This window comes from Streptomyces hokutonensis, assembly GCF_000376565.1.
Classification (GTDB): domain Bacteria; phylum Actinomycetota; class Actinomycetes; order Streptomycetales; family Streptomycetaceae; genus Streptomyces; species Streptomyces hokutonensis.
Genome location: NZ_BARG01000072.1, coordinates 48,716 through 62,624, shown reverse-complemented (window position 1 = coordinate 62,624; position 13,909 = coordinate 48,716). Strand labels below are relative to the sequence as shown.

10 protein-coding genes are annotated in these 13,909 nt (G+C 70.0%); 3 read left to right on the top strand and 7 right to left on the bottom strand.

Features of this window, described 5'->3' with window-relative positions; all coding sequences use genetic code 11:
* Positions 1 to 159: 159 nt before the first annotated feature.
* The 3 genes from SSP08S_RS40070 (at position 160) to SSP08S_RS40060 (ending at position 3,990) form a co-directional block, all read left to right on the top strand.
* A complete protein-coding gene (locus SSP08S_RS40070) occupies positions 160 to 2,577 on the top strand; it encodes an MFS transporter (RefSeq protein WP_019073286.1) in 2,418 nt (805 codons plus the stop codon).
* Between the two features lie 95 nt (positions 2,578 to 2,672).
* Positions 2,673 to 3,494 carry a YceI family protein gene (locus SSP08S_RS40065; protein ID WP_019073285.1) on the top strand — a complete coding sequence of 274 codons (822 nt, stop codon included), beginning with the start codon at positions 2,673 to 2,675 and terminating at the stop codon, positions 3,492 to 3,494.
* 28 nt (positions 3,495 to 3,522) lie between these two features.
* Positions 3,523 to 3,990: a PPOX class F420-dependent oxidoreductase gene (locus tag SSP08S_RS40060; RefSeq protein ID WP_019073284.1), complete on the top strand. Its 468-nt coding sequence runs from the start codon at positions 3,523 to 3,525 to the stop codon at positions 3,988 to 3,990.
* A 109-nt stretch (positions 3,991 to 4,099) separates the two neighbouring features.
* Here the strand turns inward: SSP08S_RS40060 and SSP08S_RS40055 are convergent, their stop codons facing one another.
* From SSP08S_RS40055 to SSP08S_RS40025, 7 genes are all read right to left on the bottom strand, one after another.
* A complete protein-coding gene (locus SSP08S_RS40055) occupies positions 4,100 to 4,897 on the bottom strand; it encodes a TetR/AcrR family transcriptional regulator (RefSeq protein WP_026179247.1) in 798 nt (265 codons plus the stop codon).
* Between the two features lie 108 nt (positions 4,898 to 5,005).
* Entirely contained in the window at positions 5,006 to 6,463 is a 1,458-nt protein-coding gene (locus SSP08S_RS40050) for an MFS transporter (RefSeq protein WP_174479439.1), read from the bottom strand.
* Positions 6,464 to 6,580: 117 nt separating this feature from the next.
* Entirely contained in the window at positions 6,581 to 8,824 is a 2,244-nt protein-coding gene (locus SSP08S_RS40045) for an ArnT family glycosyltransferase (protein ID WP_019073281.1), read from the bottom strand.
* Positions 8,821 to 10,341: a bifunctional glycosyltransferase family 2/GtrA family protein gene (locus SSP08S_RS40040; RefSeq protein ID WP_019073280.1), complete on the bottom strand. Its 1,521-nt coding sequence runs from the start codon at positions 10,339 to 10,341 to the stop codon at positions 8,821 to 8,823. Before SSP08S_RS40040 ends, SSP08S_RS40045 begins: the two co-directional genes overlap by 4 nt.
* 13 nt (positions 10,342 to 10,354) lie before the next feature.
* The gene (locus SSP08S_RS40035) at positions 10,355 to 12,028 is read right to left on the bottom strand and encodes a sensor histidine kinase (RefSeq protein WP_019073279.1); all 1,674 of its coding nucleotides are present in this window, start codon (positions 12,026 to 12,028) and stop codon (positions 10,355 to 10,357) included.
* On the bottom strand, positions 12,025 to 12,765 hold the full coding sequence (locus SSP08S_RS40030; RefSeq protein WP_026179246.1) for a response regulator transcription factor: 741 nt from the start codon (positions 12,763 to 12,765) through the stop codon (positions 12,025 to 12,027). Before SSP08S_RS40030 ends, SSP08S_RS40035 begins: the two co-directional genes overlap by 4 nt.
* 203 nt (positions 12,766 to 12,968) lie before the next feature.
* Positions 12,969 to 13,895, bottom strand: coding sequence for an amidohydrolase family protein (locus SSP08S_RS40025; protein WP_019073277.1), 927 nt, complete (start codon positions 13,893 to 13,895; stop codon positions 12,969 to 12,971).
* Between the last annotated feature and the right edge of the window lie 14 nt (positions 13,896 to 13,909).

The window sequence follows — 13,909 nt, the reverse complement described above, 5'->3', positions numbered from 1 at the left end:
GAGAACCCCCACTCCCCCCACCCCGAACTCGACCGCACCACCCGTACACCCGCATAAGCACGGAAGAGAAGGAAGCCCATGGCAACGACCACACCAGCCGGTGTGCGGGCTCACGCCAAGCACGGAGGGGGATCCCCCGCGGCCCCCGACGGCGCTCCGATGACGCACCGGCAGATCATGGAGGCGCTCTCCGGGCTGCTGCTCGGTCTGTTCGCCGCGATCATCTCGTCGACGATCGTCACCAACGCCCTGCCGACCATCATCGGCAGCCTGGGCGGCGGCCAGGAGGCCTACACCTGGGTCGTCACCGCGGCCCTGCTCTCCATGACGGCCTCGGTGCCGCTGTGGGGCAAGATGGCGGACCTGGTCAGCAAGAAGGCCCTGGTCCAGATATCCCTGGTCATCTACATCATCGGCTCGGTCGTCGCCGGCCTCGCGCAGAACCCGGCGATGCTGATCGGCGCCCGCGTGATCCAGGGCCTCGGCGCCGGCGGTCTCTCCGCCCTCGTCCAGGTCGTGATGGCCGCGATGATCTCCCCGCGCGAGCGCGGCCGGTACTCCGGCTACACCGGCGCCACCTTCGCCGTGGCCACCGTCGGCGGTCCGCTGCTCGGCGGTGTGATCACCGACACCTCGTGGCTCGGCTGGCGCTACTGCCTGTTCGTCGGCATCCCCTTCGCGCTGATCGCGCTGGTCGTGCTGCAGAAGACGCTGCACCTTCCGGTGACCAAGCGGAAGGTCAAGGTCGACTGGGCCGGCGCCTTCTTCATCACCGCCGCCGCCTCGCTGCTGCTGGTCTGGGTGACCTTCGCCGACGACAAGTACGACTGGCTGTCGTGGCAGACGTACACGATGGTGGGCGGCACGTTCGTGCTGGCGCTGCTGTTCGTGTTCACCGAGACCCGGGCGAGCGAGCCGATCATCCCGCTGCGCCTGTTCCGCAACCGCACGGTCTCGCTCGCCTCGCTGGCCTCGCTGTTCGTCGGCGTCGGCATGTACTCGGGCACGGTCTTCTTCTCCCAGTACTTCCAGCTGGCCCGCGACAAGTCCCCGACGATGTCCGGTGTCATGACGATCCCGATGATCGGCGGCCTGTTCGTCGCGTCGATGGTCTCCGGCCGTTTCATCACCAAGACCGGCCGCTGGAAGGGCTGGCTGGTCGCCGGCGGCCTCTTCCTCACCGCGGGCCTCGGCCTGCTCGGCCTGATGCGCTACGACACCCCGTACTGGGAACTGTCCATCTACATGGCCCTGTTGGGCATCGGCGTCGGCACGATGATGCAGAACCTGGTCCTCTCCACGCAGAACCAGGTCACCCCGAAGGACCTCGGCGCCGCCTCCTCCACGGTGAGCTTCTTCCGCTCGCTCGGCGGCGCGGTCGGCGTCGGCGTGCTCGGCTCGGTGATGTCCGGCCGGATCACGCACTACGCCAAGGACAGCATCACCTCCCTGGACCCGCAGTCGCAGGCCGCCGCCGCGAAGGCCGTCGGCAGCAGCTCGCTCCCCGACATGGACGCCCTCCCGGGCACGGTCCGCACCTGGCTGGAGGGCGCCTACGGCCACGGCATCGCCGACGTCTTCCTCTACGCGGCCCCCTTCGCCCTCATCGCGTTCATCGTCGTGATGTTCATCAAGGAGGTCCCGCTGCGGACGTCCGGTGGGCTGGCCCAGGCCGCCGAGGAGGCCGTGGGCGTGCTGGACGCGGCCGAGGTTCCCGCGCCGGCCGAGGAGAAGATCCCCAGCTGGGCCGCCACTTCCGAGACGCAGGAGGAGACCGCACCCGTGACCACAGCCATGTCCGTCCCCGCGTCCGGTGGAATTCCCGTCCGCGGCTTCGTCCGCGGCGCCGAGAGCGCGCCCGTCCCGCAGGCCGCCGTCACCCTGATCTCCCTCGGGGGACGCCAGTTGGGCCGCTCGGTCACCCAGGCGGACGGCTCCTACGCGCTGGACGCGCCGAGCGTCGGCTCCTACGTCCTGATCGCCTCCGCCGACGGCTTCCAGCCGCAGGCCTCCACGGTCGTCGTCAACGGCAGCGACCCGGTGTCGTACGACGTCCTCCTCAGCGGGACCAGCGGCCTCAACGGCCTTGTCCGGGCGGCCGATTCGGGGCAGCCGGTCAAGGACGCGATGGTGATCGTGACCGATGTGCGCGGGGATCTGCTGTCCACCGGAACCACCGGTGAGCAGGGCGAGTTCGCCTTCGCCGAGCTGGTGCCGGGGGCGGTGACCGTCGCGGTGAACGCCGACGGGTACCGGCCGCGCGCGCTGCCCGTCGAGGTCGGCGGGACCGGGGTCACCCGGGTCGAGATCGACCTCGACTCCGGCGCCCAGGTCCTCGGCGTGGTCCGCGCCCCGCACGGCCCGCTGGCCGACGCCCGCGTCACCCTCGTGGACGCGGCGGGCAACGTGGTCGGCACCGCCACCACCGGGACGGACGGGGCCTACGCCTTCACCGACCTGAGCGGCGGCGAGTACACGGTGATCGCGACGGGCTACCCGCCGGTCGCCACCGCCCTCACGCTGAACGGCCGCGGAACCGACGGGCACGACATCGAACTCGCCCACCCCGGCGAGTAGTTCACCGACCCCGGCCCGTGGCGGGCGCGCGCTCCGAGCGGAGGTGCGTGCCGCCACGGGCCGGAATCATGCGTACGGCAAGGAGTTTGAGGAACATGGGACTGACCGCGAAGATCCGTACCCGCGACGGATGGGCCGTGTCGCACGCGGTCGTCACGGTGACCGACACGACCGGCGCGCAGGTGCTGCGGGCCGAGGCGGACGCGGAGGGAGCGGTGCGGGACCCGAACCCCATGGCCCCCGGGCCGTACACGGTGATCGTGACCGCCGTCGGCTACGCGCCCGCCGCCGCGACCGCGATCGTCACCGCGAGCGGCCGGGCCGAGGTCGGCACGGTCACCCTGGCCCGCCAGGGCGGCACCGAACTCCCGCCGCCCGGCCCCTGGACCGTCGACCCCGCGCACTCCACGGTCGGCGCGGTCGCCCAGCACCTGGGCATCTCCAGCGTGCGCGGCCGTTTCACCGACTTCGCGGCGACGGTCGAGATCGCGCCGGACGACATCGCCAAGTCCCGTGTGGAGGCGGTCATCAGGGCCGCGTCCATCGACACCGGCAACGGCATGCGGGACGACCACCTGCGCTCCCCGGACTTCCTGGACGTGGACCGCTACCCGGAGATCACCTACCGCTCCACGGGCCTGTCCCCGGCGGGCTCCGACCGCTGGACGGTGCACGGCGAACTCACCCTCCACGGTGTCGTACGACCCGTCGACCTCGACCTCGCCTACCTCGGCACCGGCGCCGACCCCTGGGGCGGCACGCGGGCCGCGTTCCGGGCGACCACGGAACTGCGCCGCGAGGACTTCGCGATGAACTACAACCAGGTCGTCCAGGCGGGCATCGCCGCGATCGGCACGACCCTCAAGGTCGAGCTGGACATCCAGGCGGTGCAGGGGGAGTCGCTGCCTCAGGCGTAACGCGGTGCCGTGCGCCTAGGCTGGCGCCATGGCACCGAACATCGCGACCAACACCACCGTCTCCCTGGACGAGTTGCTCGACTTCGTACGACCCCGCCACCGCGCCCTGCTGCTGACCCGGCGGGCCGACGGCAGTCCCCAGGCCTCGCCGCTGACCTGCGGGGTCGACGACTCCGGGCGGATCGTCGTCTCCACCTACCCCGAGCGCGCCAAGACCCGCAACGCCAAGCGGGACCCGCGGGTCACCCTCGTCGTCCTGAGCGACGAGTGGAACGACCCGTGGGTCCAGATCGACGGCACCGCCGAGGTCATCGACCCGCCGGAGTCCGTGGAACCCCTCGTCGAGTACTACCGCAACATCGCCGGCGAACACCCGGACTGGGACGAGTACCGCGCGGCGATGCTGAAGCAGGGCAAGTCGATCATCCGCGTGACACCCGAGCGGTGGGGACCGGTGGCCACCGGCGGTTTTCCCGCGCGGCTCGTCGAGGGCTGAGCGGGTGCTGGGGGCTGCGCCCCCAGACCCCCATCGGCCCTGAAGAGGCCTCGTCCTCAGACGCCGGACAGGCTGATTCTGCCGGCCGGGGTGAAAGGGCGGCCGGTGCTCAGGGCCGCGACGGGCTGGATTTCCCGCCGTCCCTCCGGACCATCGCCTCGATGCCCGCCACCAGCAGGTCCAGGGCGAAGGTGAAGTCCCGTTCCATCATCTCCGCGACCGTGTCTCCGCCCCGGGCCGCCATGAGTTTCTTGGACTCCTCCACGATCTCGGCGGTCGTCGGGGCCCCGTCGAACGTCGTCATGACGTCCCGGAAGTAGTCGTCGGGGGTCATGCCGGTGTCGGCGACCCGGGCGAAGAAGTGGCCCTCGATCGTGCCGTAGCCGTACACGAACTGGAAGACGGCCGAGATGGCCCCCGTCAGCCCGTGGTCCGGCAGCCCCGTGCGCCGGATCACGCGCTGCACGACGCGGGAGAAGGACAGGTTGTTCGGCCCGATGTTGAGATACGTCCCCGCGAGCGGCGACACCCATGGGTGCCGTACCAGCAGGCCCCGGTACTCCGTGGCCAGCATGCGGAGTTGCTCCCGCCAGTCCTCGCCCGCCGCCTCCGGATCGGGCAGCGGCAGCTCCCCGAAGACGGCGTCCAGGGCGAGTTCGAGGAGATCGTCCTTCGTGTCGACGTACCAGTAGACGGACATCGCCGTCACGTTCAGCTCGGTGGCGAGCCGGCGCATGGAGAACTTGGCGAGTCCTTCGGCGTCGAGGAGTCGTACGGTGGCGTCGGTGATGCGGTCGCGATCAAGCCCGGAGGGCTGTCCGCCCCCACGTCCACTCCGACGCGTCCGGGTCTCCAGCCAGACACTGCTACGCGCGGAACGCCCGGACGACGGGCTTGTCTTGGCCATGACGCACCTACCTCAGCAATTCAATCCCGGGCCAGTATCCAGGGGCGCGGGGAACTGCGCGACCAGCCACAACGCACCCGCAGCCGCCCACGCACCCCGCCACCCGAGCTACTGGGCGACCACCAACTCCGAGTCTGCCCGCTCCGCCCGCCACAACAACGCAGCCGCAAGCAAGCCCCCGGCCAAAACCGCGACCGCCCCGACAAGTTGACTTGCCCCCAGCGCGGAAGAGAAGGAATCGATCACCCTCTTCCGCTCAGCCGCCGAAGTCGCCGCCGCCAATCCCTCCGGCAAGGAGCTCGCCGCGAACCGCGAACTGAGCACCGCACCGAGAACGGCAACCCCCAACCCGTTCCCGAACTCCCCCAGCGTTCCGTTCACGCCCGCACCGACCCCCGCCTTCTCCGGCGGAATCGCACTCATGATCGCGTGAGCCATCGCCGGATTCGCGATCGCCGCCCCCGCCCCGATCAGCAACAGCCCCGCCAGCGTCCCCGCGTACCCACCGGACGCGACCACCGCGATCGACGCCAGCCCCGCCGACATCAGCACCATGCCCAGCGCGATGGCCGTCGGAGCGCCGAGCTTCGCCGTCCACTTGGCCGCCAGCCCCGAGAAGTTGAGCGCGACGATCGCCAGAGCGAGCGGTGCCGTCCGTACGCCGGCCTCCAACGGGCCGTAGCCGAGGACGAATTGGAGGTGCTGGGTGAGGAGGAAGAGGGAGCCGGCCATGCCGAAGGTGATGAGGACGACACCGGTGACCGCGCCCGTGAAGCGGCGGTCGCGGAAGAAGTCGAGGTCGAGCATGGGGTACGCGATCCGGTTCTCCCAGTACGCGAACGCGGCGAGGACCACGAGCGCCACCGCCGCCGTGAGCAGCACCCGGTCCGACGTCCAGCCGTGCGCGGGGCCGGAGATGATCGCGTAGACCAGCGCCGCCATGCCGACGGTGGAGAGCAGCGCGCCGAGCAGGTCGGGGCGGTCGCCGCGCGGGCTCTTGGACTCGGGGACCAGGGCGATCGCCGCGACCAGGGCCAGGGCCGCGACCGGGAGGTTGATCAGGAAGATCGCGCCCCACCAGAAGTGGTTGAGCATGAAGCCGCCGAGGAGCGGGCCGGTCGCGAAGCCGAGGGCGTTGACGGCGGCCCAGATGCCGATCGCCTTCGGCTGTTCCTCGGGGGTGAAGATCTGCATCACGACGGCGAGGGTGGTGGTGATGAGCAGCGCCCCGCCGACGCCCATCCCGGCCCGCGCGACGATCAACTGCCCGGTGGAGTCGGCGAGTCCGGCGATCAGCGAGCCGGCGCCGAAGAGGACGAGACCCGTGATCAGCATCTTCTTGCGGCCGTAGCGGTCGGCCGCGCTGCCCGCCGTCAGCAACAGCCCCGACTGCACGAGCGAGTACGCGTTGATCATCCACTGGATGTCCGCGGTGCTCGCGTCGAGTTCGCTGGTGAGCGAGGGGATCGCGACGTTCAGGACGGTGTTGTCGAGCAGCACGGTGAGCTGCGCGAGGCAGATGACTCCGAGGACGATCCAGCGCTTGGGGTGGGAGGCGGTCGGCATGTTGTACACCGTAGAACAGTTCCTATACGGCGTACAACGGAGATACCTCGGACACGGAGCAGGGGCGGTGACCGTGTGGTCACCGCCCCTGCTCCGCTCTGAACCGTCAGCCGGGTGTCAGCTGCTCGTCTTCTGCGTCAGGTCGTAGAAGGTGGCCGAACCGACCGTCACCTTCTTGTAGTTCTTCTCGACCCACGAGGTGATCTGCGAGGAGCTGCCGGTGCTGCTGCCGCCCATGCCGGTGCCGCCCGAGATGAAGTAGTGGATCTTGCCGTCCGCCACGTACTTCTGGAACTGGGCCAGCGTCGGCGACGGGTCGGTGCCGTTGAAGCCGCCGATCGCCATCACCGGGTCGCCGGTGGCGAGCTGGTAGCTCGCGGCGTTCTGGGAGCCGATGGAGGCGGCGACCCAGGTGTACTTGCTCGCGTCCGTCTGAAGCAGCTTCTTGGCCGCGGACGTGACCGTCGCGCCGTTGAGCAGACCGCCGACGCCACCGCCGCCGCCCATGCCGCCGTCGCCCATCTGACCGCCGCCGAAGCCGCCGCCCTGGTTCTGGGTACCGCCACCAGGTGCGGTGCCCGTACCGCCGCCGGGCATCGTGCCCGTGCCGCCGCCCGGGAAGCCGCCGCCCTGGTTCTGGGTGGTGCCGCCGCCCTGCTGGCCGGGCATCGTGCCGGTGCCGCCGGTGCGGTTGCCGCCGCCGAAGCCGCCCCGGCCGCCGCCCGGACCGCCGCCGCCCATCATGCTCGCGCCGGCCGGACCGGCCGTCGGGATGGAGCCGGTGTGCGCCGAGTTGACCGTCGACATGGTGTACGCCGCCGGACCGGCCAGGCCCGCCACGATGCTCAAACCGACCGCCGCGAGGGCGAGTTGGCGGCCGATCTTCGCGACGAAGATCAGGCCGAGCGCGCCCGCAAGCGAGCCGAGGAGGACCAGCCACTTCAGCCAGGGCAGGTAGTCGGGGGTGCGGTTGAGGAGGACGTAGCCCCACACGCCGGCCGCGACTACCGCCGCCGCGAGGGTGATCGAGGCCCAGATCTCGCCGCGCTTCTCCCACAGGGAACCGGCGCCGATGCCGATGACGGCGGCCATGTAGGGGGCGAGGGCGATCGTGTAGTACTGGTGGAAGATGCCGGCCATGTAGCTGAAGACGACCAGGGTCGTCACCAGCGAGCCGCCCCACACCAGCATCGAACTGCGCCTGACCGACGTGCGGTTGAGCTTGCGCGTGGCCACCAGGCCCGCGACCAGGAGGATCAGCGCGGTGGGCAGCAGCCAGGAGATCTGGCTGCCGATCTCGGAGTTGAACATCCGGTCCCAGCCGGTGGCACCCCACTGACCGGTACCGCCGCCGCCACCGCCGCCTCCGACGCTGCCGGTCTCGTCGCCGCTGAGGCGGCCGAACCCGTTGTAGCCGAAGGTCAGTTCAAGGAAGCTGTTGTTCTGCGAGCCGCCGATGTACGGGCGCGAGGAGGCCGGCCACAGCTCGACGATCGCGACCCACCAGCCGGCGGCGGCGACCAACGCTCCCGTCGCCAGGCCCAGTTGGGCGAACCTCTTCTTCACGCTCACCGGCGCGCACACCGCGTAGACGATGGCCAGCGGCGGCAGGATCAGGAATGCCTGGAGCGTCTTCGACAGGAACGCGAAGCCGATCGCGACTCCGGCCCACACCAGCCACTTCGTACGGCCGTCCTCCAGGGCCCGGACGACGAGGTAGCAGGCGGTCGCCATGAGCAACGCCAGTGCGGCGTCAGGGTTGTTGAAGCGGAACATCAGCGCGGCGACCGGGGTGAGCGCCAGCACGGCGCCCGCGATCAGACCGGCCTCGGGGCTGTGGCGACGGCGTACGGCCGCGTATACGACGGCGACCGTGCCGACGCCCATGAGGACCTCGGGGACCAGGATGGCCCACGAGTTGAGGCCGAAGATCCGGACCGAGATCTCCATCGGCCACAGGAAGGCCGAGGGCTTGTCGACGGTGATCGCGTTGCCCGCGTCCAGCGAGCCGAACAGCATCGCCTTCCAGCTCTTGCTGCCGGCCTGGACCGCCGCGGAGTAGAAGGAGTTGGAGTAGCCGGACGCGCTCAGGTTGTAGAGGTAGAGCAGGCCCGTCGCGAGCAGCATGCCCCAGAACGCGGGGCGCACCCAGCGCGGGTCCTCGGGCCGGCCGCGCCACAGACGGCGGCCGAGCGGCTGCTTCGGCTCACCGGACTGGGGGGCCAGGGTGTCCGAGGTCGCCACCGGTTCGTGCACAGCCGTCACGGCCCTGTCTCTGGCACCGGTGTCACCGGCCGGCGCCCCCCAGGACGAGGGGCCGCCTCCTCCCGGATAGGTCGTCTGATCGGTTTCGGTGGTCATCGGGGGTCCCTCGGATCGGTGTCGTGGGGACGCACCGGCTGCAACTGCATCGTCGCGTCCCTCCAGGTGCCGTCCGCGGCTTCACCGGCGCGGAACTGGTTGGTGGTGTCGTACGTGGTGGTGTCGTACGTGGTGGTGTCGTACTGGGGCTGCGGCTGCCGGGTGGGCAGCGGGCCGTAGACACCGTGGTGCTGCGCGTGCTGGGGAGTCGCCGCCGTCGAATAGGTGGGCGACGAAGGGGTGTTGAGGGCCGCGAGCGTCGACTCGTCGGTGCTGTCGCCGCGGTCCGGGAAGACCCAGGCGCGGAAGAGCAGGAAGCGCAGGACGGTCGCGGCGAGGTTGGCGGCCACCAGGACCGCGAGTTCGGTGGAGTGCGCCGGGTTGCTGCTGGCCGCGTTCAGCGCCGCGAGGGAGCCGCTGGTCAGCGCGAGGCCGATGGCGAAGACGACCAGGCCCTGTGCCTGGTGGCGTACGGCGCCGCCCCGGCCGCGGACCCCGAAGGTGAGGCGGCGGTTGGCGGCCGTGTTGGCGACCGCCGAGACCAGCAGCGCGAGCGCGTTGGCGATCTGCGAGCCGGAGAACTGCCGGAAGGCGCTGTAGAGCACCAGGTAGAAGAGGGTGGAGAGACCGCCGACCACACAGAACCCGACGAGCTGGCGGGCCAGGCCCTTGGGCACGTCCTTGATGTCGCGGTCGCGGGGGTCGTCGCCGAAGGGGCGCGTGACACGGTCGAGCGGCAGCGAACCGGAGGCCAGGGCCTTGCCCACGCGCCACACTCCCTTCAGGTCCTCGGTCGCCGTCTTCACGATGTGGACCGTCGAGTTCGGGTCGTCGACCCAGTCGACCGGCACCTCGTGGATGCGCAGTCCGGCCCGTTCGGCCAGCACCAGCATCTCGGTGTCGAAGAACCAGCCGGTGTCCTCGACGAGCGGCAGCAGCGCCTGGGCCACATCACGCCGGATCGCCTTGAATCCGCACTGGGCGTCCGAGAAGCGGGCCTGCAGCGAGCCGCGCAGGATCAGGTTGTAGGTCCGGCTGATGAACTCGCGCTTGGCGCCACGCACGACACGCGACGAGCGGGCCAGCCGGGAACCGATCGCCAGGTCGGAGTGACCCGAGATCAGCGGCGCCACCAGGGGGAGCAGCGCGTTGAGGTCGGTGGAGAGATCGACGTCCATGTAGGCGAGGATCGGGGCGTCCGAGGCGGACCAGACGGTGCGCAGTGCTCGACCGCGCCCCTTCTGCTCCAGCCGGAACGATTTCACCTCGGGGATGTCCGACTCCAGCCGCGCCGCCACCTGAGGAGTGGTGTCGACCGACGCGTTGTCCGCGATGGTGATGCGGAACGCGTACGGGAACGTGCGCTTGAGGTGCTCGTGCAGTCTGAGCACACATGGCTGGAGGTCCTTCTCCTCGTTGTAGACGGGGATCACTACGTCCAGGACAGGCGTACCGGCGTCTCCGGCCGGGAGGTGCTCCCGCGCCGGCAGGGTGCCGGGAGAAGAGTCGGTTCGCATGAACCGACTCTCCTCAAGCGCCCTGTTGCACCCATGTGGTGGCACTGTGCTGTGCCTGTGAGTGCGATTGCCAATTCGTTTCGGGGGCGGGCGTGGGCACAGCCGGTGCAAGCGCGGGCAGATGCACGGTGAACACAGTGCGTCCGGGAACGCTGTCCACGGTGACGGCACCGCCGTGCGCGGTCGCGACCGCCTGCACGATGGCGAGGCCCAGACCGGTCGACCCGGTGGAGCGGGAACGCGCCGAGTCGCCGCGCGCGAACCGTTCGAAGACGTGCGGCAGCAAATCAGGCGGGATGCCCTGGCCGTTGTCCTCGACGTCCACACACATCCACGGTCCGCGCCGCTGCACGCGTGCGGTGATCGTCGTACCCGGCGGGGTGTGCTTTCTCGCGTTGCCCAGCAGATTGACCAGCACCTGCTGGATACGGGCCGCGTCCGCCGACACGAGGGCCGGTTCGTCGGGCAGGTCGAGCCGCCAGTTGTGGCCCATGCCGGCCGCGCGCGAGTCGCTGATGGTGTCCACGACGAGCGGGATCAGGTCGGTCTGGTCGAACTGGAGCGGTCTGCCGGCGTCGAGCCGGGCGAGGAGCAGCAGATCCTCGACGAGGAGGGTCATGCGCCCGGCCTCGGACTCGATCCGGCCCAGGGCGTGCTTGGTGTCGGGCCCGGTCTGTTCGCGCCCGCGACGGGTGAGCTCGGCGTAACCGCGGATGGAGGCGAGTGGCGTACGCAGCTCATGGCTGGCGTCCGCGACGAACTGCCGTACCCGCATCTCGCTCTGCTGTCTGGCGTGCAGGGCGCCGTGCACATGGTCGAGCATCCGGTTGAGCGCGGCTCCGACCTGGCCGACCTCGGTGTGCGGGTCGGTCTCGGACTCGGGGACCCGTTCGTTCAGGGTCACCTCGCCCGTGTGGAGAGGGAGTTCGGAGACCCGGGTGGCGGTGGCGGCGACGCGGCGGAGGGGGCGGGTCGCGATGCCGACGAGGATGTAGCCGGCGATCCCGGCGGCGACCAGGCCGGCCGCGGTGACGCTGAGTTCGACGAGGATGAGGGTGTTGACGGTGTTGTCGACATCCGTGGTCGGCAGGGCGACGTAGTAGCCCTCGGTGGTGGAGCTGGGATTCTTGGCGTACTTGACGAGATAGTCGCCGAGCCCCGGAATGGTCACCGAGTGCGTGTTGCCGTCCTTCGACACGGACGCGATGGCCTGCTTCTGCGCCGTGCTGAGACCGACGGCGTTCATGTTCTTGAACGCGCCGCTGCTGTCGGTCACCTGCTGGCTGTAGGACGCGCTGGTGATCACGCCCTTCTGCACATAGGCGGCGACGGTCTTCTCCTGCGTCGGACCGTTCGTGAGCAGCTTGTTGACCTTCGCGGCCGGCGTGAGGGCCTTGTCGGGATCGGTGTTCGAGTTGGCGGACGAGTTGTTGCCCGGGGTTCCCGGAAGCGCGCGCGGGGCGCCGTTCCCGCCGTCCGGACGACCCACGGCCCGGATCGCCGTCTCCGTCACCTTGCCCTGAAGCTGCTGATACAGGTGGGACTGCAGCGCGAGCGTCGTCACGGTCCCGATCACCGCACACACCACCGCGATCAGCGTCACGGACGCGACGACGAGCCGGGTCCGCAGGGTGCGCGGCTTACCCGCTCGCTTCTTCTGCGCACGCGGCCGTCGTCGCCCGCTCATGAGGCCGCGGGCTTGATCAGGTAACCGGCACCGCGTCGGGTGTGGATCATCGGCTCACGTCCCGCGTCGATCTTCCGGCGGAGGTACGAGATGTAGAGCTCGACCACATTGGCCTGCCCACCGAAGTCGTACGACCACACACGGTCGAGGATCTGTGCCTTGCTGAGTACACGACGGGGATTACGCATCAGGAAGCGCAACAGCTCAAACTCGGTGGCGGTGAGGTGGATGCCCTCACCGGCCCGCGACACCTCGTGGCTGTCCTCGTCCAGGGTGAGGTCACCCACGACCAGCACGGAGTCCGAACGGCGGTCCGCAGCGCCGGAGCGGCGGATCAGCCCGCGCAGCCGGGCCACGACCTCTTCGAGGCTGAAGGGCTTGGTGACGTAGTCGTCGCCGCCGGCGGTGAGACCCGCGATCCGGTCCTCCACCGCGTCCTTCGCGGTGAGGAACAGCACCGGAACGTCCGGCAGCTCACGGCGCAGCCGGCCCAGGACGGTCAGACCGTCCATGTCGGGCAGCATCATGTCGAGGACGACGGCGTCGGGCCGGAACTCGCGCGCGGTCTGGATCGCGCCGGTTCCGTCACCCGCGCTGCGGATCTGCCAGCCTTCATAACGAAGGGCCATGGACAGCAGCTCGGTGATCGACAGCTCGTCGTCCACCACAAGCACTCGGACGGGGCTCCCGTCCGGCCTCAGCAGTTCGGTGCGCCCCTGGGGCGAGGTCGTGGTCATGGTGGACACGTTGTCGTGGTCCTCTTAGAGCACGCTTTCTAGAGTCTGTGATTTTCCTGAGAAACGCACAGGGGCCTCTCAGGGAACACCTTGGAATCTCTTGCTCTGGACTTATCCCGTCCCGCACACGGCTCCGGCGGACCTGTGCGTTCCGCCCGTGCCGCCTCGGTCTCCCCTGTATCCCCCCAACCTCCGCGTCTCCCTCACAGTCCGAACAGCCCGGCCCCGTTGTGATGGCAGACCGCCCGCAGCCAGTCGTCCCCGAGGCCCAGCCGCTCCAGGGCGTGCAGCTGGTGCAGATACGGATACGGGATGTTCGGGAAGTCGCTGCCGAGTAGAACGCGGTTTCCCAGGGCGGCCAGCCGGGGGAGCGCACGCGGCGGGAACGGGGCGAGGCGCTCACTGAAGTCGGTGAACGCCATCGTCGTGTCCAGCCGCACCTCCCCGTACCGCTCGGCGAGGTCGAGGAAGTCCTCGTACTCCGGCATCCCCATGTGCGCGACGACCAGCCGCAGCCGAGGGTGTCTGGCCAGCACCCGGCCGATCGGCTCGGGCCCTGTGTGCTTGCCGGGAGCGGGCCCCGACCCGCAGTGGATCACGACCGGCGTACCGGACTCGGCGAGCAACCCCCAGGCGGGATCGAGGAGTTCGTCGGCCGGGTCGTACGCCCCGACCTGCACATGTGCCTTGAACACCCGCGCGCCGGAGTCCAGCGCCTCCCGGACGTACTCCTCAACTCCCGCTTCCGGAAAGAGAGTCGAGGTGTGCAGACAGTCCGGGGTACGGGCGGCGAAGTCGACGGCCCAGCCGTTGAGCCACCGGGCCATGCCGGGCTTGTGCGGGTAGAGCATCGCGGTGAAAGCGCGTACTCCGAACTCCCTTATCAGCGCGACCCGTTCGTCCTCCTCCTTCCGATACGTGATCGGCCACTCCAGCGCCCCGCCGGTCGAGGGCCCGAGCGCGTCGAAATAACCCCAGACCTTGCGCAGCACCCGCTCGGGCATGAAGTGGGTGTGCACGTCGACGAGCCCGGGGAGCCCGAGGCGCCGCCAGAACTGCCGGATCTCGGCCGCTTCGTTGGCCGCGGCCACCTCGGCCGTCTCGCCGCGATCACCGAATTCACTGCCCATACGGGACCCCACTC